Source organism: Vibrio amylolyticus (assembly GCF_023145695.1).
Lineage (GTDB): Bacteria > Pseudomonadota > Gammaproteobacteria > Enterobacterales > Vibrionaceae > Vibrio > Vibrio amylolyticus.
Window position 1 is genome coordinate 14,930 of sequence record NZ_JAJHVV010000016.1, and the last position, 22,986, is coordinate 37,915.

Consider the following 22,986-nt stretch of genomic DNA (forward strand, 5'->3'; position numbering starts at 1 on the left):
TATGTCGATTACACGTAGAAGCTTTTTAAAAGGTGCCTCAGGTACGGCTGTCTCTGGACTGGTTCCGATTTCACTCTCTCTCTCCATGAATAAAGCCTTTGCAAATGAACAAGGCGATTATAAATCTATGGTGTGCTTGTTTTTACATGGCGGGAGTGACTCTTTTAATATGATCATTCCAACGGATGCCTCTCAATATGATAAATATACGCTCGCTCGTCCTGATATTGGCCTCACCTCAGAAGCGAGTATTTCCATTCCAAATTCAGAAACAGCCCAGAGCGTTGCAATCAACGCAGCCATGCCAAATATTGCTGAGATGTTGAATCAAGGTAATGCAGCGGCACTCGTCAATATTGGCACATTAGTAGAGCCAACCAATAAAACAAACTACCCAGACGTCAAAAAACCTACAAGTCTTGGCGCCCATAACAAACAGCAGTTTGCATGGCAATCAAGCTGGGGAGAAGGTGGCTACCACTCTTATGGCTGGGCAGGGTTAATGATGGATGTCTTGAGCAGTGAACAGGCTATCGTTTCTGACTCTCTTTCATTTGCAGGAAACGAGCTGCTCACCGGTGCGCGCTCTAAAGACATTTCCGTATCCTCTGATGGCATAAGAGCCATGGATGCCATTGCTGGCTCAAGCTCCTTAAATAATAACTTTATTAGACTCGTAGAAGCTCCTTATGGGTCTGATTTTAAGAAGGAGTACAACAACCGCTTGAAAGGCATCTTAGATTTTCAGGAGGAACTGCAAACTAAACTCGACCTTTATCCTGAAGATACCACCATTCCAAGCAGCTCTTTAGGCTCCCAACTAAGAATGGTAAGACGGATGATGCAAGCGTCATCCGATCTGGGTCATAGTCGACAAGTCTTCTTTGTCAATCTCGGTGGTTTTGATAATCACAGCAATCAAAGAGGCCGTCATGATGGGCTTCTCGCCACCATTGATGCTGCAGTCAGCGCATTTCACGCTTCACTCGTAGAGCTTGGGTTAGAAGAAAAGGTCGTCACTTTTACCATGTCTGATTTTGGCCGAACTATTGAGAACAACAGTAAAAAAGGCACTGATCATGGCTGGGGAAGCAATCAGCTGGTCGTTGGTAAAGCCGTCAATGGTGGTGTTAGCTACGGCAAGATGCCAGACTTTGTTAAAGATGGACAGGACGCGTGGGGTAACAAGTTCATTCCGAGCCAATCCTCTGAACAACTTGGGGCAACACTCTGTCGTTGGATGGGGCTCAGTGAAGAGGGTGTTGACGTTATCTTCCCTACACTTCATCCTAGCCACACCAACGCCTTTGATAGCCGATACTTAGGCGTACTCGGTGACTATAAAGACCAAGGACAAGAAGCAGAGCTCGCCATTATGAGCGTTAGTGCTACCGAAACTCGCGTTGATCATACTCCACAGATGGCCATTGACGGTGATCCACTAACAAAATGGACTGCTCAAGGGGTGGGCATTCAATATGTTATAGAGCTCGCTCAAACCGCGACGGTTTCAAAGCTTCTGTACTCTCAAGCCAAAGGCGACGTTAGACAGTACCTATTTGATCTTGAAGTCAGTAATGACGGCGTGAATTATGAACTTGTAGAAAACGTTCTGACACCCGGAACAACAACCGGTTTAGTCGAACAAGCTATTGGTAAGTCCGCCATCAACTTCATTAGACTGACTTGTAATGGTAATAACGGTAGTGATAACAAGTTAGTACTTTGGAATAACTTCCAAGAACTTAAAGTGCTCGGATACTAGATGAGCATTAGACGCACAACACTTCGTTCATAAATAAAGATACGATCTAAGCTTGGTGAGTCTGCTCATCAAGCTTTTTATTCACTTGATTTTTGGGTTGGATCTACTGCTTAAAAGGCCCGAAAAAATATCTACAGTGATCATTTTTTACAAGACAATCTACAAATACAGAGATAAGGTTGGCTCAATTAATGACCATTTAGCCAAGATTTTTGCACCATGGATAAAGTCCACTACTACTCAACATCCAACCAGGACATCAGCCTGATCCAAGCTCAGTACCAAGAGTTTGCGTTTCAGCGTCACTATCATTTGGACTTTCACATAGGGTTAATCACTCAAGGTCAGCAAAAGTTTGTCTATAAAGGCACGAGCTATCACGCTGGAGCTGGACAAGTCGTGATCATGCCACCCGATGAGCTTCATGACGGACACTCTAATCTAAAATCTGGCTATCAAGTGAATGTGTTCTCCGTCTCCCCTCAATGGTTTCAAGATCTTGCCGCTCCCAAAGCAATCAATCACACCTTAAGCTTTTCAGAGTTAATCCTCTCTGATCACAAGACGTTTTCACAATTGCATCGCCTGCATGAATTGCTCGTCAGTCAAAACGTCAGTCAGCTTGCTAAAGACTGCCTACCTTTTGAAGGCCTCTCAACCATCGTCGACCGCTATGCGCAATATGTATCGAAGAGCAAACTTCAGCTAGGTAATCAATCCGTCCAGACTCTCAAAGAGTATTTAATGGCAAACCTAGATCAACCAGTACGACTCGAACAGCTATCAGATTTGTGCGATCTCAGCACCAACCAGTTTCAGCGCCACTTTAAAAATAAGATGGGCATGACTCCTTACGCTTGGCTCAGCCGTCTTCGCATGGAACAAAGCATGCGATTAATTAAGTCTGGCGTGTGTGGAACTGAAGTTGCCCACCAAGTAGGGTTCTACGATCAAGCCCACTTCTCTAAAGCATTTAAGGCTGCTTTCTGCATTTCCCCATCAAAAATTAGCTAAGTGTTAATAATTTACAATTACGCGGCATGAATCCGCGATAAGCTTCGTTCATCAGTACAACCAAACAGAACCACCAAGTTATTGGAACCGTTATGAATGAAGTCACAATCTTAGCGACGCTAGCGAGCGTCCATTTAATAGCTCTGATGAGCCCAGGACCAGACTTTGCCTTAGTCGTCCAAAATGCCACACGCTATGGAAGACAGACTGGTCTATACATCGCACTCGGCCTTTCATTAGGGATCCTGCTTCACTCTATTTTAAGCCTCACAGGTATCAGCTATTTGGTTCACCAGCAGCCGATGCTTTTTGCTGTACTTCAGCTTGCAGGTGGTAGCTACCTTTTCTATCTAGGCTTTGGGGCCCTATCTGCATCTTGGCAGCGCTTCAGATCGTCAAATAACGCCTCTTCTAACCAAGAAGCTCCCAAGGAAAAAGAGACCTTTGTCTTAGCCAATAAGCGTCAAGCATTAAGTCGAGGTTTCACAACCAATATCCTCAACCCAAAAGCTTTAGTCTTTTTTATTAGCTTGATGTCGAGCTTAGTTCCTGCAGAGATGTCATTGTCTGGAAAGTCAGGCGCACTACTCATTCTTTGGGGGCTGTCTCTAGCTTGGTTCTCACTACTGGCTTGGCTACTTTCAACTAGCAAACTACAAAAGCGAATACAAAGCCTTGCTGTTTATATCGATTCACTGTGTGGTGTGATATTTGTCACACTAGGTTTTTCAATTATTTACAGCTCAATAACTATGCTTGTTTTGTGAATATAAAATCACACGAGTTATTGGACGATCTGCTCAGCCTCTTGTAAGAGATCTCTCACAAACAAGTGAGCTTATATCGTTTTCTACCCTAGAGATAAACACCACAAACAACATAAGATATTGTTTTTAATCAGCTTGTATATTTCTCACTCTATGTGTCATTGAGAAAATCGCTGATCGTAGCGTTGAGGATAAACAGGGAAAGCGTAATATTAACCCTGTCGGAAGGATTCTGACACGGAACAGGATACTCCAAGGACTAGGTTATCTTCAGGATGAAGATTCGGTTATTCAGGATGAATAGTCGGCAAGGAAAGCGAATTGGACATTGAATGGACGCAATAGTAACTAGGATGGTTACTACTATGGAAAGACAATGGACACCTCTGGATGAGGCAAGGACTGAACATCAGGATGATGTAAAGGACACCGCTCAAGGAATAAGTGAAGCGCGCTAACGAGGATTGTTGGCAGACCAGGATAAGGTCAAGGACACCGCTAGGATGGCGATGAAAAGGAATATGCTGACGGATTACAGCACACTATCATGGATTTGATGCATGGAGCACTTATAGTAGCCGGATTGCTGCGAGTAAGACTATAGACCCCGATGAGCGTAAGCTCTCGGGGTTTTTCTTTTTTCTGCATCTAAGCCCCATCCATAAAAAAGGTGCACAATAAGTACACCTTCATAGAATTAGTTCTCTGAAAAATTCACACTACATTTGTTCTAGCTTGGCGTAAGCCGTGACTAACCACTTAATCCCTTCACCATTAAACGCGACTTGAACTCGGCTTTGTGGGCCACTGCCTTCAAAGTTAATAATCGTGCCTTCACCAAATTTCGGGTGCTTAACACGAGAGCCTAAACTAAACCCTGTCTCGTTAAAGTTCTCTTTCACCACGGTTTGGCTAAAGCGACCCGCACTGGTTGGGCGACTTACCTGGGCCTTCATACGAACTTCATCTAAGCAGGTTTCTGGCAGCTCTTTAATAAAACGAGATGGCTTGTGGTATTTATCTTGTCCGTAGAGGCGACGCATCTCAGCGTAAGTAATATAGAGCTTTTCCTTCGCACGAGTCATACCTACATAACATAGGCGGCGCTCTTCTTCTAAGCGCCCCGCTTCTTCCGCTGACATTTGACTTGGGAACATCCCTTCTTCCACACCGACCATAAAGACCATAGGGAACTCTAAGCCTTTCGCACTGTGCAGCGTCATTAGCTGCACTGCATCATCGAATTCATCGGCTTGACCTTCACCCGACTCTAAAGCGGCGTGGGTTAAGAAAGCAGTGAGCAGCGTTAACTCTTCAGCCTCTTCTGGCTTTTCAAACTGGCGGGTTGCGGTAACAAGCTCTTCCAAGTTCTCAATACGAGCCTTAGATTTTTCACCTTTCTCTTGCTCATACATCGCAAACAGTCCTGATGATTTAATCACATGGTCAGTTTGTTCATGCAGTGGCATGTCCATAGTGTCATCTTCAAGTGCGACAATAAGCTCAACAAAACGGCTCAATGCACTCGCCGCGCGGCCTGCTAATACTTTTTCATCAAGTAATGCAATACAGGTTTCCCACATGGTCGCACCACGATCACGCGCGGCGAAACGAATCGTCTCTAGTGTCTTATCACCGATACCACGAGTAGGCGTATTAACCACACGCTCAAACGCTGCATCATTATTACGATTAGAAATCAAACGCAGGTAGCTCAGAGCGTCTCGAATTTCTTGACGTTCGAAGAATCTCATCCCACCGTAAATTCGGTATGGCAGACCCGCTTGAATTAACGCTTCTTCCAATACACGTGACTGGGCATTATTTCGATACAGCATTGCGGCATCATTTAGCGCTCCGCCTTTCTCCTGCCACTCTTTAATTTTACTTACGGTAAAACGCGCTTCGTCTAGTTCGTTATAAGCGGAGTAGACCGAAATAGGCTCGCCTTCTACTCCATCCGTCCACAGCTCTTTACCCATACGCTCGGTATTGTTAGCAATAAGAGTGTTCGATGCTTCTAGGATAGTTTTGGTTGAGCGGTAGTTTTGCTCTAGTCGAATGGTATTTACGCTAGGGAATTCTTGAGTGAATTTTTCAATATTCTCAATCTTAGCGCCACGCCAGCCATAAATAGACTGATCATCATCACCAACAATCATAACGTTGCTCTCAGGCCCCGCCATCATTCTTAGCCAAGCGTATTGAATGTTGTTGGTATCTTGAAATTCGTCGACCAGAATATGCTTAAATCGAGCTTGATAGTGCTCTCGGATAAACTTGTTATCACGCAGTAGCTCATGCGCTCGCAATAGAATTTCAGCGAAATCCACCAGCCCTGCTCGGTCACACGCTTCTTGATATGCGGAATAAATTTGTAGATAGGTTTTAGCAATTGGATCATGGTAGGCGTCAACGTGCTGAGGTCGTAAACCTTCATCTTTTTTCCCGTTGATCCACCACGACGCTTGCTTCGCTGGCCACTGTTTTTCATCAAGGTTTTGCGCCTTGATTAAGCGACGAAGTAGACGTAACTGATCATCAGAATCGATGATCTGAAAATCTTCCGGGAGCTTCGCATCAAGGTAATGAGCGCGCAAAATTCGATGACAGATCCCATGGAAAGTACCATTCCACATGCCTGATGAACTGCCCATCATGAGCTCTTCAATACGACCACGCATTTCCGCGGCCGCCTTATTGGTAAACGTCACCGACATAATCGAAAACGGAGACGCTTGCTCCACCGACATCAACCACGCAATACGGTGTACCAAAACTCGCGTTTTACCACTGCCCGCACCGGCAAGAATAAGAAGGTTTTCTAGCGGAGCGGCGACCGCTTCACGCTGTTTGTCATTAAGGCCATCAACTAATAAGGAAGGGTCCATCACACTACGCTACTGGTTATTTATACATAAAAAGAGATTATAACCCAAACAACGATGAGAGATGAGACAAAATTCAGCAATTTATCTGTTTGTTTTTCAATCTAAAAATCAACACCTTACATTCTCGATAATTATTAGTTCAAGTAAAACGATAAATAAAATGAAAGTTTTTTGGTGGCTTTTCTATCCTATAACTTAAGCAAGCCAATACAGTTTGCGAATTAAACCAAGGAATTAAGTCAGAGGAAATAACAATGAAAAAATCAAATATTGCCGTTACTGCTGCTGTTACAGGTCTTATCGCTCTAGGTGGAACAATGCTTACTGCTGCCCCTGCCGTCGCTGCTGAAAAAGAGAAATGCTACGGAGTAGCAAAAGCAGGTAAAAATGATTGTGCGACAAAAACAAGTTCATGTGCAGGAACTGCAAAAATGGATAATCAGAAAGATGCCTTCGTTGTATTACCAAAAGGTGCATGCGGAAAACTCGCTGGTGGTAGCACAGAGTCAGCGTAATCTCGCTCTCTAGTATCCTATTGCTAGGTCTCTTTGCTCAACAAATTGACCTAGCAAAATCTCCACCATTTCAATCTTAGAAATTAGAAGGGATTCATTTTGACAACCTATCACGATCACATTGGTGTTGGATTCAGAAGCCCTCATACCGACTATTTTCATTCTGAAAAGCCACCATTGAGCTGGCTAGAAATACACAGCGAAAACTACTTTCAACCAAATTCAGCCGCTCGCCATAGCCTACAACACTTGGCGAACGATTATCAGATAAGCTGTCATGGAATAGGTTTATCACTAGGGAGCGTTGAACGGGTCAACAAACAACACCTAGCGCAACTCAAACAACTCGTCGATGATATTCAACCTATCATGGTTTCCGATCACCTAAGCTGGAGTGAAAACGGCGGTCACTACTTTAATGATTTGCTCCCCTTGCCCTATACGGAAGAAGCGTTAGACGTTTTCTGTCGCAATGTACAAGACGTTCAAGATACGCTGAAAAGACCGCTTCTTATTGAAAACCCATCGAGTTATCTGAAGTTTAACCATTCGACCATTCCCGAGTGGGAGTTTCTCACTGAAGTACAAAAACAGACGGACTGCCGTCTCTTGCTCGACTTGAATAACATCTATGTTTCCGCCTTTAATCATGGCTTCGACTGCCAAACTTACCTTAATGCCATTAACCCAGAGTCCGTCGATGAAATTCATCTTGCTGGGTTTACCATTAAGCAGTTAGAAAAAGGGGACATCTGGATAGATACTCACAGCCACCCAGTGAGCGATGAAGTCTGGAATCTTTATCAGGCGTGGATCACTCAACATGGTAGCCGACATACATTAATCGAATGGGATCTCGATATTCCTGCACCTGAAGTCTTACTGCGAGAAGCGGATAAAGCAAACCAAATCCTTCAGACAACCTTGCTGCATAGAACCTTACAAAATAGAACCTTACAAAATAGAACCTTACAAAATAGAGAGGCATCATGAATACCTCACTGGCACAGGTACAACAGCAGTTTGCTAAAGCATTGCACTATCAAGCAACGGGTGAAGAGTGCCAAATAGTCAGTGATCATTTCAGCGCTGATGAACGAATACAGATCTATCGGAATAACTTCATTATAAGTTTGAGCGAAGTATTGGAAGCAACCTACCCTATGACTTTGGAACTGGTGGGTGAAGAGTGTTTTACTCAACTATCTCGCCAGCATGTCCTTAGTCAGCCCTTACAGAGTGGGGATGTCACACATTATGGCGCTGCTTTCTCTGACACCATTGAACAATTTCCTACCGTACTTGAAGCCGCACCGTACTTAGCTGAGGTGGCACGTTTCGAATGGAGTTTGGACAAAGCCCAACAAGCCTTCTCTCTAGCGAATAGTTCAATCTCTGTGCAGCCTCTTGCCAATCTTGCTCAGCTAACAAGTGACGAATATAGTCTCCTAAGATTCCACCTTGCCCCAAGCGTGATCCCGTTTGCCTCTCGTTATGCTCTCTTTTCACTCAACCTTGCCTTGCAAAACGAGCAATTAGAGCACTTGGATATCAACGCCCCAGAAACTGGTGTCATCGCCTGCCATCCGAATGGTGTCCCCTGGAATACCGTCCTTGATAGCGAACAACATCAACTATTAATGAACCTACAAGCAGAATCAACCCTAGCGGAAATTGATGAATCACTACTGACTCATCTCGAAACATTGATTCAGCTAAATTTGGTAGTGGGCTTCACTATTACCAAGCACGAGGAGGAACATCATGAGTAATAAACTAACCAGCATGATTGAGCGATACGATGAAATCATCGCCAAGCTACAAAGCCTATTCATCCCTGTATTCTTACTTTTTTTGCGCTTATGGGTTGCTTGGGTCTTTTTCAATTCAGGGCTTGTTAAGATCGCATCATGGGAAAGTACACTGTATCTCTTTGAGTATGAATATGTGGTGCCGATATTACCGTGGGAGTTAGCAGCCTATATGGGAACAGCTGCCGAACTGATACTGCCGGTATTTTTGGCGTTAGGATTATTCACCAGACCAATGGCAGCAGTATTGTTTGTGTTTAATATTACCGCGGTGATCTCGTATCCACTGTTATGGGAACGTGGTTTCTTTGATCACCAATTGTGGGGGCTGATGATTCTGGTCGTAGTCGTTTGGGGGGCTGGTCCACTCTCGCTCGACAAGTGGTTAAAGCAAAAGGTTAGCGCTTAGCAACCATTAGAAACTACTCTTCATTGCTCATATCTTCTTTCACTGAATTAACCGCGTCTCGTGATGCATGACCAATCGCTTTGGTTGCATCACGGGTAGTATGACCTATCACCGTCCCTACCTCTTTTAACTCAGCACAACCACTCGCACTAAGTATTAACAATCCAACTAAAAGCATCTTTACTGACTTCATTATCAATTTATCCCCATGATAGTTATGCCGACATTATACAAAAAGCCCCACTCTTTTGGTTACCCGAAGGTAAAGAGTGGGGCTCAATTATCAATAATGAGTAATAGTTACGCTTCAATACCTGCGTGTCTTAACATCGCATCGATTTGAGGCTCACGACCTCTAAAGCGCTTGAACAGCGTCATTGGCTCTTCACTGCCGCCCATCTCTAGAATGTTATTCAAGAAGCTTTGGCCAGTTTCTTTGTTAAAGATACCCTCTTCTTCAAAACGCGAGAACGCATCAGCAGACAGCACTTCAGCCCATAGGTAGCTGTAGTAGCCTGCGCTGTAGCCCCCTGCAAAGATATGACTAAAGCTATGAGAGAAGCGGTTCCACTCAAGACCAGGCAAGACAGACACCTTAGACTTCACTTCCGCTAACGTTTCTAGCACCTTAGGGCCAACCTCTGGATCAAATTCCGTATGCAGCGTGAAATCAAACAAACCGAACTCTAGCTGACGAAGAATGAACATTGCCGACTGGAAGTTCTTTGCAGCCATCATTTTGTCCAGCATCGCTTTTGGTAGCGCTTCACCTGTTTGGTAATGACCTGAAATAAACGCTAGCGCCTCTTCTTCCCAACACCAATTTTCTAGGAACTGGCTTGGTAGCTCTACCGCATCCCAAGGCACGCCATTGATACCAGAGACATCACCCGCATCAACCTGAGTCAGCATGTGGTGAATACCGTGGCCAAACTCGTGGAACAAAGTCACGACTTCATTGTGCGTGAACAAGGCTGGCTTATCGCCAACTGGCTTATTGAAGTTACACGTTAAATACGCAACAGGGCTTTGTAGCTCACCATTTTCGGTAATACGACGACCACGACAATCATCCATCCACGCGCCACCACGTTTATGCTCACGAGCATACAGATCAAGGTAGAAGCTGCCACGTAGCTTGTCATTGCCATCAAAGATATCAAAGAAGCGAACCGACTCATGCCATGTATCCACGCCTTCGCGCTCTTTCACGCTCATACCAAATACTCGGTTGAGTACTTCAAACAAACCGCTGACGGCTTTCTGTTCAGGGAAATATGGACGAAGATCTTCATCAGAGATTTCAAACAGGTGCTGTTTTTGTTTTTCGCTGTAGTAAGCGATGTCCCAAAGGTTCAGTTCGGTCACACCAAACTCTTTTTCAGCAAACTGACGCAGCTCTTCCACTTCACGTACGCCTTGTGGCTTCGCTTTCACTGCTAGATCGTTCAAGAAACCTAGTACTTGTTCTGGTGTTTCCGCCATTTTGGTTGCCAGTGACTTTTCGCTAAAGGTGTTGAAGCCAAGCATACGGGCAATTTCATAACGCAATTTCAGCTGCTCAGCGATAAGCTCAGTGTTATCCCATTTGCCCGCATTCGGGCCACGATCTGATGCTCTGGTCACATACGCTTGGTACAACTCTTCACGCAACACTTGGTTGTCACAGTACGTCATTACCGGAAGATACGACGGTATATCTAGCGTCAGCAAGTACCCTTCAAGTTCTTTGGCTTCTGCCGCCGCTTTTGCTGCAGCAACCGCCGACTCAGGCATACCCGCCAATTCTTTCTCATCGGTAATGTGTTTATTCCAACCCATCGTCGCATCGAGAACATTATTAGAGAACTGAGAACCTAGCTCAGACATACGCTTGCTGATTTCGCCATAGCGATGTTGCTCATCCGCAGGTAAGCCGATGCCCGAAAGCTCAAAATCACGCAGAGAGTCAGTGACACACTTCTTCTGTGCTTGCGTTAGTGATGCAAATTCGTCACTTGCATGAATGCTCTTATAAGCTTCGAATAGCCCTTTGTGTTGGCCAACCCAAGTACCGTATTCCGATAGAATGGGTAGGCAGCTCTCATATGCTTCACGCAGCTCTTCACTATTCAGTACCGAATTCAAATGGCTCACAGGTGACCATGCGCGACCAAGCTTATCGTCCACCTCTTCAATCGGTGCGATCAGGTTTTCCCAACTCGGGTTATTGTTGTCTTTCAATACTTGCTCAATTTTTTCACGGCAATCGGCAATAAGCTGCTCTACGGCAGGTTTCACGTGGTCAGGTTTAATTTGAGAAAACGGCGGTAAATCGGTGAAGGACAGAAGCGGGTTCGACATAAACGTTCCTTTTTACGATGAGGCAAAATGTAAGAGAGTAAACAAACGTGTTTATCTCTGAATTTGTTATTTAATAGTAAATACTAAATATAGGTAGGTTATGGAAATTTCAATAGTGACGTATAATCCCCTTAACAGAATATTTTAATTATGCGCACTTCATCGATAAGTGTTTGAGAGTCTAATTTGCTAAGTTATCGCCACAGTTTTCATGCCGGCAACCATGCCGATGTTGTTAAGCACATTGTTCAAAGCTTGATTTTGAATGCCCTACAACAAAAAGATAAGCCATTTGTTTATCACGATACGCACTCTGGCGTTGGCCGCTACGATTTAACTCACGAATGGTCTGAAAAAACCAGCGAGTACAAACAAGGTATCGCTCGTTTATGGGCGCAAGATACTATCCCTGAAGAAATTCAGAGCTACCTTGAGGCCATCAAGCAACTGAACAATGGTGAAGACCTCCGTTACTACCCAGGCTCACCACGAGTAGCTCGTGCTCACATTCGCCCTCAAGACCGTATGGTACTGACAGAACTACACCCAAGTGACTACCCACTTCTTGAGCAAGAGTTTCACCGTGACCGTCAGGTATCAATCTACAAAGAAGATGGATTCCAACGCTTAAAAGGTAGTCTTCCACCTAAAGAGCGTCGTGGTCTGGTACTGATTGACCCACCGTACGAGCTGGCGAAAGAGTATCGCGATGTCGTGACAGCGATTGCTCAAAGCCATAAGCGCTGGGCAACCGGTATCTATGCGATTTGGTACCCAGTGGTTAATCGCTGTGATATTGAAGATATGCTTGAAGGACTAGAAGGGCTTGGTATTCGCAAAGTATTACAAATCGAGCTTGGCGTCTCTCCTGATACTAATGAACGTGGTATGACCGCATCTGGTATGATCGTTATCAATCCCCCTTGGAAGCTTGAGAGCCAAATGAATGAGATTCTTCCGTTCCTTAAAGAGGCTATCGCACCTTCAACTGGGCATTTTAAAGTTGAGTGGATTGTGCCTGAGTAATAACGACTCAAGATACGTTGTAGGCATGCATGGCCGTAACAAGATCGCATGCCTACCCCCTCCGATTCGATTTGTACTTATCCACCATTCTTATCTAAGACTTCCCCCACTTTTCTGTAATTAATCGGCTCATCGATATTCCTCATCATCAATGCCACTTTTTCCCATTAGCTAAAGTTGCTAGACTCGATTTATAGTATCGGTAGCAAAATTCAACTTAACATTGTGGTCATATTGAGTTTGTGGCTCTCAACCCCAATGTATTGTTACTAAAATAATGGAATTAATTAGCTTTCGGAGAACGTAATGGCAACGCATTTTGATTATATCTGTATCGGGGGTGGCTCTGGTGGTATCGCTTCAGCAAACCGTGCTTCAATGTACGGCGCTAAAGTCGCACTGATTGAAGCTCAAGACCTTGGCGGTACTTGCGTCAACGTTGGCTGTGTACCAAAGAAAGTCATGTGGCATGGCGCTCAAGTTGCTGAAGCCATCAACCTCTACGCGGAAGACTATGGTTTCGACGTTGAACTGAAAGAGTTCAAGTGGAACAAAATGATCGAAAACCGCCAAGCGTACATCGGCCGTATCCACCAATCTTACGATCGTGTACTAGGAAACAACAAAGTCAACGTCATTAAAGGCTTTGCTAAGTTTGTAGATGCAAAGACCGTTGAAGTAAACGGTGAGCTTTACACTGCCGATCACATCACGATTGCCGTTGGTGGTCGCCCGACGATTCCAAACATTCCAGGTGCTGAGTACGGTATCGATTCAAACGGCTTCTTCGAGCTAATGGAGCAACCAAAGCGCGTAGCCGTCATTGGCGCAGGTTACATCGCTGTTGAGATTGCAGGCGTTATGCACTCTCTAGGCAGCGAAACTCACCTATTCTGCCGCAAAGAGTCACCGTTACGTAGCTTCGACCCAATGATCGTAGAAACGCTTGTTGAGGTAATGAATACTGAAGGCCCAACGCTTCATACTCACTCTGTACCAAAAGAAGTGGTTAAAGAAGCCGATGGCAGCCTGACGCTTCACCTAGAAAACGGTGAAAGCCAAACTGTTGATACTCTAATTTGGGCGATTGGTCGTCACCCAGCAACAGATGCAATCAACCTAGACGTCACTGGCGTAGAAACCAATGACCGCGGTTACATCAAAGTTGATGAATACCAAGAAACAAACGTGAAAGGCATCTATTGTGTTGGTGACATCATGGAGGGCGGCATTGAGCTTACGCCCGTTGCTGTTAAAGCGGGTCGTCAACTTTCTGAGCGTCTATTCAATGGTAAAACAGACGCGAAAATGGATTACGAACTGGTTCCAACGGTTGTGTTTAGTCACCCACCAATCGGCACGATTGGCCTAACGACTCAGGAAGCGGAAGAACAATACGGCAAAGACAACATCAAGGTGTACACATCAGGCTTCACAGCGATGTACACAGCGGTCACTAAGCACCGTCAGCCATGTAAGATGAAACTGGTTTGTGCAGGCGAAGATGAGAAAGTTGTTGGTCTACACGGTATTGGTTTCACAGTTGATGAAATGATCCAAGGTTTTGCGGTTGCGATGAAGATGGGCGCAACCAAAGCAGACTTTGATGCGGTTGTCGCGATTCACCCTACCGGGTCTGAAGAGTTTGTTACCATGAGATAGTCTCTTTAAAGTAACCAAAAAGGGTTTAAGTATGAATACTTAAACCCTTTTTTTATTCCAGCTGTTCTATTAATTCTAATACCCTACTAACGTCACCTTTCCAAGCTCTGACTCTCCAATTTGGCAGGAGAAGTCCACTCGCTCTTCCGGCCCTTTGGCATACAGTTTTTCGAGCTTTTCAAAAGTATGCGGCAGTAAACTCACGCTTTTCAAACGTAAGCTTTTCTTAGTTCGATTGTCCAAAAAGGCGAGCGAGGTATCACTCAACGTTTTATGACACGAATCTAAGATCTCTTTACTGACCACCTTGCTTTCTAGGGTATGTTGCAGATCCGTCGCAGTGACTTTGTTATTACTTTTGGCAAACAAACAGATGGCTTGGATATCAAGCAGCGCGATGGTTTTAGGTTTTTGGTTCTCACTGTCTACGTACATCGCCATTAAGCATGGAAGCTTACTCTCATCAAACTCTTGAGGGTGAATCATAAACAAGGTCATATCCTTAGAAACAATTCGCTGCATGTGCTTTTCTAAGGTAGAGACCTGAGGAAGTGCGAGGTCACCCTGATACTCCGTAGGATCGCCCAACATGCCTTTGTCGCCTATCGTCGTCGTTAACGGCCTAAGCTTGCTATGCAGGTCTTCATCCTCAAAAGGTTTTGAAAGAACAAATTTTGCTCCAGCGTTCTGTGCCTTCACAATCAATTGTTCATCATCAACCATGGTAATCATTGCGGTTTTTATATCGGGGTTCATTTGTGTAATCACTTCAACTAACTCTACCCCTGACATTCCCGGCATATACCAATCTGTCAACACAATGTCTGGCTTCCAGTCTTCGATAAGCACCAGAGCATCGGCCGCATTCTCAGCCTTTTTTATCGATAAACGCTTATATGGGTATGATTCAAGAGAACGTCGGACAATTTCTAGCGTTGCCTTGCTATCATCAACGATTAAAACCTTCACAAAATCTCATCTAATTTCACCTAACCTGTTCAAAGTATAGGCACAAATTTATATAACAACTAAACTTACATCCTAAGCAAGTAATTGCAAAGGGTGATAGATATGTCGATAGCCGATATAGTGACAGAAGAAATACTAGGAATGCTTGCCATCGATCTCGGGCTGGTGATACTTTCTGGTTGGTTTATTATTCTATTACTTATCATTCGTGAGTTTCGAAAGTTTGCTCGGGGCTTTACTCAAGGCGCCAAGGTTCAAGAGGCCAGTGGCATGGATGATCAAACGCTACAAATGTGTCAGCAATCGGTTGATAGTGCTCTAAATTACACTTCTGAGAATAATGACACTCTTAACGATTTGATCCAGCTTCAACAAGCACTAGAAAGCCAAATGACCCTGCTTCGTAGCTCAACAGCGCAGCACATTTCTCCAGAAGAACAAGCTAAGATTGATGATCTCAACCTCAAGCTGAACAAATCCCATCAACTGATCCGCAAACTCAAAGGCGATCTCGATAAGAGTGTAAAAGGCTTAAAAATCACTCGAAAAAAACTCTTTAATCAAGCCGATACCGTTGAGGGGCTACGTGAACAAAATGCAGCATTAGAAAAAGATTTTGAGAAGCTTGAGCAAGAGTATATTCAAATCAGTGAAGCGGGCGGATTTCAGGACTTGGCGATTCAGTATCAAACCGAAAAAGAGGAGTTACTCAATACCATTGAGGAGTACAAGCAACAAGCCGAACAAGGTGCAAGCAGTGAAGAGCTTGATGCGATGCGTCAAGAGCTTGAGGAAGCACAGCAACAGATGCAACACCTAAGTAAAGAGAAAGACTTTGTAGAAAACAAGTACCTCGACTTATCTAAGAAGCTAGATACTGAAAAACCTGAATAAAGACCGATGCTCTGTTGACGTATCGGCGCTATTTAACGCACAACACATTCAATAGTGACGTTCCTTTTAACTGACTAATCTTGCCACTGGTAAACAATCCTTTTCGCTCAAAACCCCAGTAAGGCAAATGCATAGGCCAGTTATCCCCTAGCATGACAGCAGCCTCCAACAATTGCGTCCATTCGAAGTCGAGAGGCAAGCGCATATCCATTGAGTCACACACTTCCGTTGCTGATTCATAGTTTAAACGATTCCAAGGCATCGCATGCTCCATGTAGAACTGCCCATCCTCAAAGTCGGTATAAGGTACGCGATATTCAAGCCCTGCAACCGTCGCTTTTAAACGTATGACCACCTTAGTATCACTCTCCTTCTCCATTTTAGACGATGTCGACGCAATGACTGGCGCGCTCGTTGCCGTAGACTTGCCTTCCGCCTTTTTCACAGCGGTTCCGGTAATAGGCACCACCTTAGCGACGGGCGCCGAAGACGACTTTGATGTTTTTACCACCTCTCGAATAAAGGCTTCTTTGTAGGCGTGTTCTGTTTTTACTTTTCTCAGCTCTTGTCTCGCTTTAGAGAAGTCATTATAAGGACCGATTAAACAACGGTATCCTTTCTCTTCCGGCTTGGACCAGACATCGGTTGAAATATGCTGATAGATAGATTTTGCTTTCGCTAAAGAGAGCGGTTTCGACAGGACACCACATTGAATCCAAAAGCTTGATTCAGCCTCCTTCGGCTTTTGATTACCCCATAAGCCTTTACCGATTGGGCAAGCGCTATCTAAAACAGGCAATTCACTGGTTGATGCTTGTGTTGCATCGCATAAGAATTCTTCCGCAGAAACAGAATGAGAGATAAATAGAAGGGCCAAAGCGGCCATACTCAAGAGCTTCACTCCGATCATTCTAGGTTTGATTACCAACTTCGTATCCATACTTCATTAACCTTTAATCGTTTTGCCTTGATTGGCTCACTATATTCAATGCAAAAAAAGAGCCGTAATAGTTTACGGCTCTAGTTTAGTTAGATTTTCGAATAAAAATCAATCGGTGCGGATCACCCTTTGTAGATTTTAGGGTTGAATACATCACGTAACCAGTCACCCAATAGGTTGATAACCAATACTAAAGTAATCAAGACCACACCAGGGAAGGCAGTAATCCACCATGCACCAGAGAAAATATAGTTAAAGCCAGTACTAATTAGAGCACCTAATGATGGCTGATCAACCGGCAAGCCTAATCCTAGGAATGACAGCGCTGCCTCAGACATAATCGCGTTAGCAATCTGTACTGTTGAGATAACCAAGATTGGCGATAGACAGTTAGGCAGAATATGGCGGAACATGATACGTGGCGCTTTAAAGCCCATCACTCGTGCTGCTTCGACATACTCTTTCTTCTTCTCTGCCAATACTGATGCACGAATGGTACGAGCGTATTGAGGCCATTCCGCGACACCAATGATCACCACCAGCATCACTACCGCGTATTGGCTGTAAAAGTCACTACCAAAGCTGGCTTTGAAGATAGCCGAAACAATGATCGCGACCATCATGGTTGAGAACGATAATTGAACATCAGCAAAACGCATCAAGAAGCTATCAATACGGCCACCGAAGTAGCCCGCTGATAGACCGATAATGATGCCTAGGGTTAACTGTAGGCCAACCGCTAAGAAACCAATGGTTAGGGACAAACGCGAACCGTATAGAATGGTCGAAAGAATGTCACGACCTTGCTCATCGGTACCCAGCAAAAAGTTTGAATCACCGTCTTCCATCCAAGAAGGTGGAAGCTCTGAATCCATAATATCGATTGAAGATAAATCGTAGGGATCCGTTGGTGATAAAATAGGCGCTGCCAATGCCAAGACTAAGAACATCATAAAGACGGCAAAGCTGGTCATCGCAACCTTATCACGTAAAAAGTAATACACGATGTCTGAATTTTTAAAACGCTCCCAACGACTCGGAGCGGCTACTGCTACTTCACTCATGATTAAGATCCTTTACCCGTTAGGTTTACTGTTGGGTTGATCACGCCATAGAGCAAATCAACAATGGTATTAGTCACAACAAAGATAAGACCAACAAAAATAACGTAAGCGGTAATAAGTGGAGTATCTACACGGTTAATTGCTTCTAGGAATAGAAAACCGGTACCTGGCCACTGGAATACTGTCTCAGTCAAAATGGTGTATGCCACCATAGTACCGATTTGAACACCACCTACGGTTAACACCGGTAGCATGGTATTTTTCAGGGCGTGCTGGTAATGAATTTTATTCAGAGCTAAGCCTTTCGCTTTACCGAATTTGATGTATTCAGAGCTCAGTACTTCAAGCATTTCAGAACGTACCAATCGAATGAACAGCGGCAGCATAATCGATGCAAGAGCGACACACGGCAGCACTAAATGACGCAAGCCATCAATGGTGAAGAAACCAGATTCCCAACCCAATACGTTTGCGGTTTCACCTCGTCCAAACGAAGGCAGCCAGCCGAGTTCGATAGAGAATACGTACATCAACATAATCGCCGTCAGGAAAACAGGTATGGAAATACCGATACTACTAAACGCCATTACCGCTTTGGTAAAGACACTTTTAGGATGAATAGCGGAATAAACTCCTAAAGGAATGGAGCAAACCACAATGATAAGAGACGCGCCGAACACGAGCTCTAGTGTTGCCACCAGCTTATCTAAAATGACATCTACAGCTGGTCGCTTGAAGAAGTAAGATGTGCCTAAATCACCTTGTAAGGCTGCGCCGACAAAACGCGTATATTTTGTAATGAAGGGATCATTCAGACCTAGCTCATCACGCAGTGCTTGACGCTCTGCTTCTGAAACCGACTGACCTACAAGCTCTCGTAACGGATCACCCAAGTTATCTTGAATGGAAAACGCTACCAAACTGATCACAAACATCACTATCAGTGCCTGAAACAGGCGCTTGACCAGAAACGAAAACATTCCTTGCCCCTTTTAACTATCCATGACTTTCTACTCAATATAAGTAGAAACAAAAATCCAGTCTTAAAAATGGCACCTAACCGACTGAAACAAAGCTAAATGCCAAAAATTAGTTAGGCATCCAATCACGCTGCTCTCAATATTTCTATTTTGAATCCACGAGATGGATGCCTAAGCCTTACTTACTCAACCACTAGGTCGCCAAAGTAAGGGAAGTTCATTGCGTTTACGATTGGAGCAATCTTAACGTTAGACTTTGCGCCCCACGCTAGGTTCTGCCAGTGTAGAGGAACGAACGCTGCATCGTTGTATAGCGTTGCTTCTACTGTTTGTAGCATTTCTGCACGCTTGCCAGAGTCTGTTTCTACGTTAGCCGCATTCACTAGAGCATCCAATTCTGCGTTTGCATAGTGACCACAGTTGTACTGACCTTTACCTGTCTCTTCGTTACGAGTCATGGTTAGGAATTCAGAGAAGTTCGCTGAATCTTCAGTATCTGAGTGCCAACCGATCATCAGCATGTCTGCAGCACACAGGTCAAATTCAGGCCAGTATTGCGCTTTAGGCATTGTTTTCAGATCAACTTTGATACCAATCTTAGACAGCATAGCCGCAGACGCTTGCGCTACTTTCGCATCGTTCACGTAACGGTTGTTTGGCGCCATCATTGAAAGCGTAAAGCCATCTTCGTAGCCCGCTTCCTTCATAAGCGCTTTCGCTTTTTTCAGGTCGTAACGTGGCACTAGTTCTGCATCGTAACCAGCGTAACCAGAAGGGCCTTGCTGACCAGCAGCCGTTGCGAAGCCTTTCATGATTTTCTTAACAATACCTTCATTGTTAATCGCATGAACGATAGCTTGACGAACGCGAACATCTTTCAATGCTTCGTTGCTGTTTTGGTTCATTTGGAACGTGATGATACGAGTACCCGGTAGCGTCACTAGATCAATGTTATTTGCGCCTTTAACACGCTTGTGATCGTTTGGAGCAACTGGAGCAATCATGTCTACGCCACCAGAAAGAAGTGCCGCAACACGCGTTGCATCTTCTTTGATTGGCACAAGTGTTAGCTTGTCTACGTTACCTGTGTTCTCATCCCAGTAATCGCCAAAACGTTCAAAGACTACCTGTACGCCTTGCTCACGCTGAGTCACGATAAACGGACCTGTACCAGAAACGTTGGTTGAAGCAAACGAGTTACCGTGCTTCACAACTTCTGACTTGTCGCTACCGTCAGCCGTTGAACCTGAGTAGAACTTGCTGTCCATTGGGAAAATGTAAGTTGCGGTTTGAAGAACAAGTGGGTATGCACCCTTAGAGATGATTTCAACTGTGTAATCATCAACTTTAACCATCTTCTCGTATGGTTCGAAGATTGCTTTAAAGTCAGGTGAGTTCTTTAGACGATCAAATGTCCAAACAACATCATCTGCAGTTAGCTCGTTACCAGAGTGGAACTTAACACCTTCACGTAGAGTGAAACGGAAAGTCGTGTCATCAACACGTTTCCATTCGCTCGCTAGACGGCCTTCAAAATCCAATTCTTGTGTGTAACGAACTAGTGGATCAAACACCATGTGAGACATTTGAAGTGTACCGCCCGATAGTTGCTCATGCGGGTCCAGTGATACTGGATCTGCGTCGTAAGCTACTTTAATGTCTGCTGCTGCTGCGCTAAAGCTAAGACCTGCAGCCATCATTGCGACTACTAGTTTGCTTTTCATGGTTTTCATTGCATAACTCCTTATGCGGGAATCCGAATCCCTAGTTGTTTTGTTGTGTTTGCTTCTGCTTTTTATTCCAAGCTTACTCACTACTACCAAGCACGCTCAGTTTTCCGATACCGATTAACGTTTAGACGCTAATCGGTAATTCGAAACGACTTATGCCGTTTTTACTTCTTCTCTTAAGCCTACGAACTCAGGCATTAATGAAATTAGGTGTTTGCTGTATTCGTGCTGAGGGTTAGTAAATAGCTGCTCTGTTGGCGCTACCTCTAACAGTTTACCCATCTGCATCACGCCAACACGATCACACATCTGGCGTATCACCGGTAAATCGTGACTGATAAACAGCATGGTTAGATTGAGTTCATCCTGCAGGTCTTTCAGTAAGTTCAAGATTTGAGCTTGAACAGATACATCCAGTGCCGACGTTGGCTCATCACAAATTAATAAGCGAGGACGAGTGGCAAGAGCACGTGCAATCGAAATACGTTGACGCTGACCACCAGAGAATTCATGTGGGTACTTAACACCTGACATGCGGCCCAAACCAACGTGATCAAGTAGATCGTTGACGATCTCACGAGTTTCGGTTTCGTTGCGAGTCAGTTTGTGAAAACGAATAGGTTCAGCAATAATGTCAAAGATCTTCATACGAGGGTTCATTGATGTATAAGGATTTTGGAATACCATCTGCATCTGACGACGTAAAGGACGACGCTCTTTCTCAGATTTCATTGCCGTTAGGTCGATACCTTCGAACGATACCTTGCCTGAGTTAGGTGCATATAGACCGGCAATCACTCGTGCAATTGTTGATTTACCCGAACCAGATTCGCCTACTAGACCAAAAGTCTCACCTTCACGGACATCAAAGCTAACGTTGTTTGACGCTTGAACAAATTCACGACGACTTTCAAACAAAGAGTCTTTAGTGACAAAGCGTAGGTTAACGTTCTCCACATTCAATAAAGAACCAGTGTAATCACGGTGATCTTGGCTTTGACCTAACCAGTGATTTTTAACATCCAGAGGCTCCATCTCATGTGCTTCTTCGATGTAGCTCACCAATGGGAAACGATCGAGTTTCACATCTGAGCGAGGAACCGCTGAAATTAGACTGCGTGTGTAAGAGTGATCAGGGTCGCCCAATACTTTTGCTGTTGGGCCAAACTCAACCAAGTCGCCACGGTACATTACCGCAACACGGTCAGTCACGTTAGAGACCACACCCATATCATGGGTAACCAACATACAACCCACATTTTTCTCGATACACAGATCGCGAATCAATGTCAGTATTTGGTCTTGAATAGACACATCCAAAGCAGTGGTAGGTTCATCGGCAATGATTAAGTCAGGCTCACCCGCAAGGGCAATAGCAATAACCACACGCTGACGCATACCACCAGAAAATTGGTGAGGGTACTGTTTTAGACGGTTTTCCGGCTGAGGAATACCCACTTGGTTCATTAAAGATAAGGCACGTTGATACGCTTCATCGTCCGACACTTTCATGTTGGCGTGAATGGTCTCGGTTAGCTGCTGCTCAACCGTGAATAGAGGGTTAAGAGAGGTCATCGGGTCTTGGAAAATAAATCCAATTTTCGAACCGCGAACTTTTCGCATTTGCTCAGGCGTTAGTCCGGAGATCTTTTCACCGTCTAAAAATACATCGCCACTTGCGATTAGACCTGGAGGACTAAGTAGATCGATAACAGCATTACCAACCGTTGACTTACCCGCTCCAGATTCACCAACAACACCAACAATCTCACCACGTTCAATATTGAACGAAAGCGATTTAACAGCTGCATGAACCCCATGGCGAGATGGGTACTCAATACGAAGATTTTGAACTTCTAATAGCGACATTTATCAGACCTCGACTGCTTTGACAGTTTTCTGCCCTGTCTGATACCAGTATTGCGCGCAAACATACTGATATAAATTGAATCCATTCTTGCCAGTATAATGTTCTGGCAATTAACAAGGTCATCAATTTGGCAAAAAACTCACAGAAAAGCAACAAATAGAGGATAAAAAGTCGATATTGAGCAGATAGAGAGCAAAGTGTATGGATAATTATGCATACAAATTGCATTTAATATTGGTAATACCAATTGAGTGCATCTTGCACCAGCATCGAACTTAACAGCAGTATCACCTAAAAGGATTAGTTAAACCCGAAGATCATAAAAACACATCAGTG

19 protein-coding genes are annotated in these 22,986 nt (G+C 44.4%); 10 read left to right on the forward strand and 9 right to left on the reverse strand.

Features of this window, described 5'->3' with window-relative positions:
• Position 1: 1 nt before the first annotated feature.
• From KP803_RS19845 to KP803_RS19855, 3 genes are all read left to right on the forward strand, one after another.
• A complete protein-coding gene (locus KP803_RS19845) occupies positions 2 to 1,765 on the forward strand; it encodes a DUF1501 domain-containing protein (RefSeq protein WP_248010585.1) in 1,764 nt (587 codons plus the stop codon).
• Positions 1,766 to 1,984: 219 nt separating this feature from the next.
• Positions 1,985 to 2,779 (forward strand): AraC family transcriptional regulator, encoded by a 795-nt coding sequence (locus KP803_RS19850; protein WP_248010586.1) that lies wholly within the window; start codon positions 1,985 to 1,987, stop codon positions 2,777 to 2,779.
• Between the two features lie 146 nt (positions 2,780 to 2,925).
• The gene (locus KP803_RS19855; RefSeq protein ID WP_427916973.1) at positions 2,926 to 3,546 is read left to right on the forward strand and encodes a LysE family translocator; all 621 of its coding nucleotides are present in this window, start codon (positions 2,926 to 2,928) and stop codon (positions 3,544 to 3,546) included.
• Positions 3,547 to 4,265: 719 nt separating this feature from the next.
• On the opposite strand, the gene uvrD is transcribed toward KP803_RS19855, so the two are convergent.
• Positions 4,266 to 6,440: a DNA helicase II gene (gene uvrD, locus KP803_RS19860; protein ID WP_248010588.1), complete on the reverse strand. Its 2,175-nt coding sequence runs from the start codon at positions 6,438 to 6,440 to the stop codon at positions 4,266 to 4,268.
• Positions 6,441 to 6,691: 251 nt separating this feature from the next.
• Between uvrD and KP803_RS19865 the strand changes: the two genes are divergently transcribed.
• The 4 genes from KP803_RS19865 to KP803_RS19880 all read left to right on the forward strand — a co-directional run bounded on the left by KP803_RS19865 (position 6,692) and on the right by KP803_RS19880 (position 9,172).
• Positions 6,692 to 6,952, forward strand: coding sequence for a BufA1 family periplasmic bufferin-type metallophore (locus tag KP803_RS19865; protein WP_248010589.1), 261 nt, complete (start codon positions 6,692 to 6,694; stop codon positions 6,950 to 6,952).
• A 99-nt stretch (positions 6,953 to 7,051) separates the two neighbouring features.
• Positions 7,052 to 7,945, forward strand: a complete 894-nt coding sequence (gene bufB, locus KP803_RS19870; RefSeq protein ID WP_248010590.1) for an MNIO family bufferin maturase — start codon at positions 7,052 to 7,054, stop codon at positions 7,943 to 7,945.
• The gene (locus KP803_RS19875; protein ID WP_248010591.1) at positions 7,942 to 8,724 is read left to right on the forward strand and encodes an HvfC/BufC N-terminal domain-containing protein; all 783 of its coding nucleotides are present in this window, start codon (positions 7,942 to 7,944) and stop codon (positions 8,722 to 8,724) included. The genes bufB and KP803_RS19875 overlap by 4 nt, the downstream gene beginning before the upstream one ends.
• Positions 8,717 to 9,172, forward strand: coding sequence for a DoxX family protein (locus tag KP803_RS19880; RefSeq protein ID WP_248010592.1), 456 nt, complete (start codon positions 8,717 to 8,719; stop codon positions 9,170 to 9,172). The genes KP803_RS19875 and KP803_RS19880 overlap by 8 nt, the downstream gene beginning before the upstream one ends.
• Positions 9,173 to 9,185: 13 nt before the next feature.
• Here KP803_RS19880 and KP803_RS19885 read toward each other — a convergent pair whose 3' ends face one another.
• Both KP803_RS19885 and prlC read right to left on the reverse strand, forming a co-directional pair.
• Positions 9,186 to 9,365, reverse strand: coding sequence for a hypothetical protein (locus KP803_RS19885; protein ID WP_248010593.1), 180 nt, complete (start codon positions 9,363 to 9,365; stop codon positions 9,186 to 9,188).
• A gap of 107 nt (positions 9,366 to 9,472) precedes the next feature.
• Positions 9,473 to 11,515 carry an oligopeptidase A gene (gene prlC / locus KP803_RS19890; RefSeq protein WP_248010594.1) on the reverse strand — a complete coding sequence of 681 codons (2,043 nt, stop codon included), beginning with the start codon at positions 11,513 to 11,515 and terminating at the stop codon, positions 9,473 to 9,475.
• 186 nt (positions 11,516 to 11,701) lie between these two features.
• On the opposite strand from prlC, the gene KP803_RS19895 reads away from it, so the two are divergent.
• Together KP803_RS19895 and gorA are read left to right on the forward strand one after the other, a co-directional pair.
• Positions 11,702 to 12,541 carry a 23S rRNA (adenine(2030)-N(6))-methyltransferase RlmJ gene (locus tag KP803_RS19895; protein ID WP_248010595.1) on the forward strand — a complete coding sequence of 280 codons (840 nt, stop codon included), beginning with the start codon at positions 11,702 to 11,704 and terminating at the stop codon, positions 12,539 to 12,541.
• A 306-nt stretch (positions 12,542 to 12,847) separates the two neighbouring features.
• A complete protein-coding gene (gorA, locus tag KP803_RS19900; protein WP_248010596.1) occupies positions 12,848 to 14,203 on the forward strand; it encodes a glutathione-disulfide reductase in 1,356 nt (451 codons plus the stop codon).
• A 75-nt stretch (positions 14,204 to 14,278) separates the two neighbouring features.
• Here gorA and KP803_RS19905 read toward each other — a convergent pair whose 3' ends face one another.
• Positions 14,279 to 15,172, reverse strand: coding sequence for a response regulator (locus tag KP803_RS19905; protein ID WP_248010597.1), 894 nt, complete (start codon positions 15,170 to 15,172; stop codon positions 14,279 to 14,281).
• A gap of 102 nt (positions 15,173 to 15,274) precedes the next feature.
• Here KP803_RS19905 and KP803_RS19910 point away from each other — a divergent pair, with 102 nt between their 5' ends.
• Positions 15,275 to 16,066: a chromosome partitioning protein ParA gene (locus KP803_RS19910; protein ID WP_248010598.1), complete on the forward strand. Its 792-nt coding sequence runs from the start codon at positions 15,275 to 15,277 to the stop codon at positions 16,064 to 16,066.
• A gap of 28 nt (positions 16,067 to 16,094) precedes the next feature.
• On the opposite strand, the gene KP803_RS19915 is transcribed toward KP803_RS19910, so the two are convergent.
• The 5 genes from KP803_RS19915 to KP803_RS19935 all read right to left on the reverse strand — a co-directional run bounded on the left by KP803_RS19915 (position 16,095) and on the right by KP803_RS19935 (position 22,649).
• A complete protein-coding gene (locus KP803_RS19915; protein ID WP_248010599.1) occupies positions 16,095 to 17,006 on the reverse strand; it encodes an SPOR domain-containing protein in 912 nt (303 codons plus the stop codon).
• A gap of 122 nt (positions 17,007 to 17,128) precedes the next feature.
• On the reverse strand, positions 17,129 to 18,070 hold the full coding sequence (locus KP803_RS19920) for an ABC transporter permease (RefSeq protein WP_248010600.1): 942 nt from the start codon (positions 18,068 to 18,070) through the stop codon (positions 17,129 to 17,131).
• Between the two features lie 2 nt (positions 18,071 to 18,072).
• On the reverse strand, positions 18,073 to 19,050 hold the full coding sequence (locus tag KP803_RS19925) for an ABC transporter permease (protein WP_248010601.1): 978 nt from the start codon (positions 19,048 to 19,050) through the stop codon (positions 18,073 to 18,075).
• 182 nt (positions 19,051 to 19,232) lie between these two features.
• Positions 19,233 to 20,783: an ABC transporter substrate-binding protein gene (locus KP803_RS19930; RefSeq protein ID WP_248010602.1), complete on the reverse strand. Its 1,551-nt coding sequence runs from the start codon at positions 20,781 to 20,783 to the stop codon at positions 19,233 to 19,235.
• Positions 20,784 to 20,933: 150 nt separating this feature from the next.
• A complete protein-coding gene (locus KP803_RS19935; RefSeq protein ID WP_248010603.1) occupies positions 20,934 to 22,649 on the reverse strand; it encodes a dipeptide ABC transporter ATP-binding protein in 1,716 nt (571 codons plus the stop codon).
• Positions 22,650 to 22,986 lie beyond the last annotated feature (337 nt).

What these genes read in the sequence shown, in the direction of transcription:
- prlC (WP_248010594.1), bottom strand. Translation starts at nt 11,515, where the DNA reads ATGTCGAACCCGCTTCTGTCCTTCACCGATTTACCGCCGTTTTCTCAA.
- KP803_RS19850 (WP_248010586.1), top strand. Translation starts at nt 1,985, where the DNA reads ATGGATAAAGTCCACTACTACTCAACATCCAACCAGGACATCAGCCTG.
- KP803_RS19930 (WP_248010602.1), bottom strand. Translation starts at nt 20,783, where the DNA reads ATGAAAACCATGAAAAGCAAACTAGTAGTCGCAATGATGGCTGCAGGT.
- KP803_RS19885 (WP_248010593.1), bottom strand. Translation starts at nt 9,365, where the DNA reads ATGAAGTCAGTAAAGATGCTTTTAGTTGGATTGTTAATACTTAGTGCG.
- KP803_RS19915 (WP_248010599.1), bottom strand. Translation starts at nt 17,006, where the DNA reads ATGGATACGAAGTTGGTAATCAAACCTAGAATGATCGGAGTGAAGCTC.
- KP803_RS19920 (WP_248010600.1), bottom strand. Translation starts at nt 18,070, where the DNA reads ATGAGTGAAGTAGCAGTAGCCGCTCCGAGTCGTTGGGAGCGTTTTAAA.
- KP803_RS19865 (WP_248010589.1), top strand. Translation starts at nt 6,692, where the DNA reads ATGAAAAAATCAAATATTGCCGTTACTGCTGCTGTTACAGGTCTTATC.
- KP803_RS19855 (WP_427916973.1), top strand. Translation starts at nt 2,926, where the DNA reads ATGAGCCCAGGACCAGACTTTGCCTTAGTCGTCCAAAATGCCACACGC.
- KP803_RS19910 (WP_248010598.1), top strand. Translation starts at nt 15,275, where the DNA reads ATGTCGATAGCCGATATAGTGACAGAAGAAATACTAGGAATGCTTGCC.
- KP803_RS19925 (WP_248010601.1), bottom strand. Translation starts at nt 19,050, where the DNA reads ATGTTTTCGTTTCTGGTCAAGCGCCTGTTTCAGGCACTGATAGTGATG.
- KP803_RS19880 (WP_248010592.1), top strand. Translation starts at nt 8,717, where the DNA reads ATGAGTAATAAACTAACCAGCATGATTGAGCGATACGATGAAATCATC.
- KP803_RS19935 (WP_248010603.1), bottom strand. Translation starts at nt 22,649, where the DNA reads ATGTCGCTATTAGAAGTTCAAAATCTTCGTATTGAGTACCCATCTCGC.
- KP803_RS19875 (WP_248010591.1), top strand. Translation starts at nt 7,942, where the DNA reads ATGAATACCTCACTGGCACAGGTACAACAGCAGTTTGCTAAAGCATTG.
- gorA (WP_248010596.1), top strand. Translation starts at nt 12,848, where the DNA reads ATGGCAACGCATTTTGATTATATCTGTATCGGGGGTGGCTCTGGTGGT.
- KP803_RS19845 (WP_248010585.1), top strand. Translation starts at nt 2, where the DNA reads ATGTCGATTACACGTAGAAGCTTTTTAAAAGGTGCCTCAGGTACGGCT.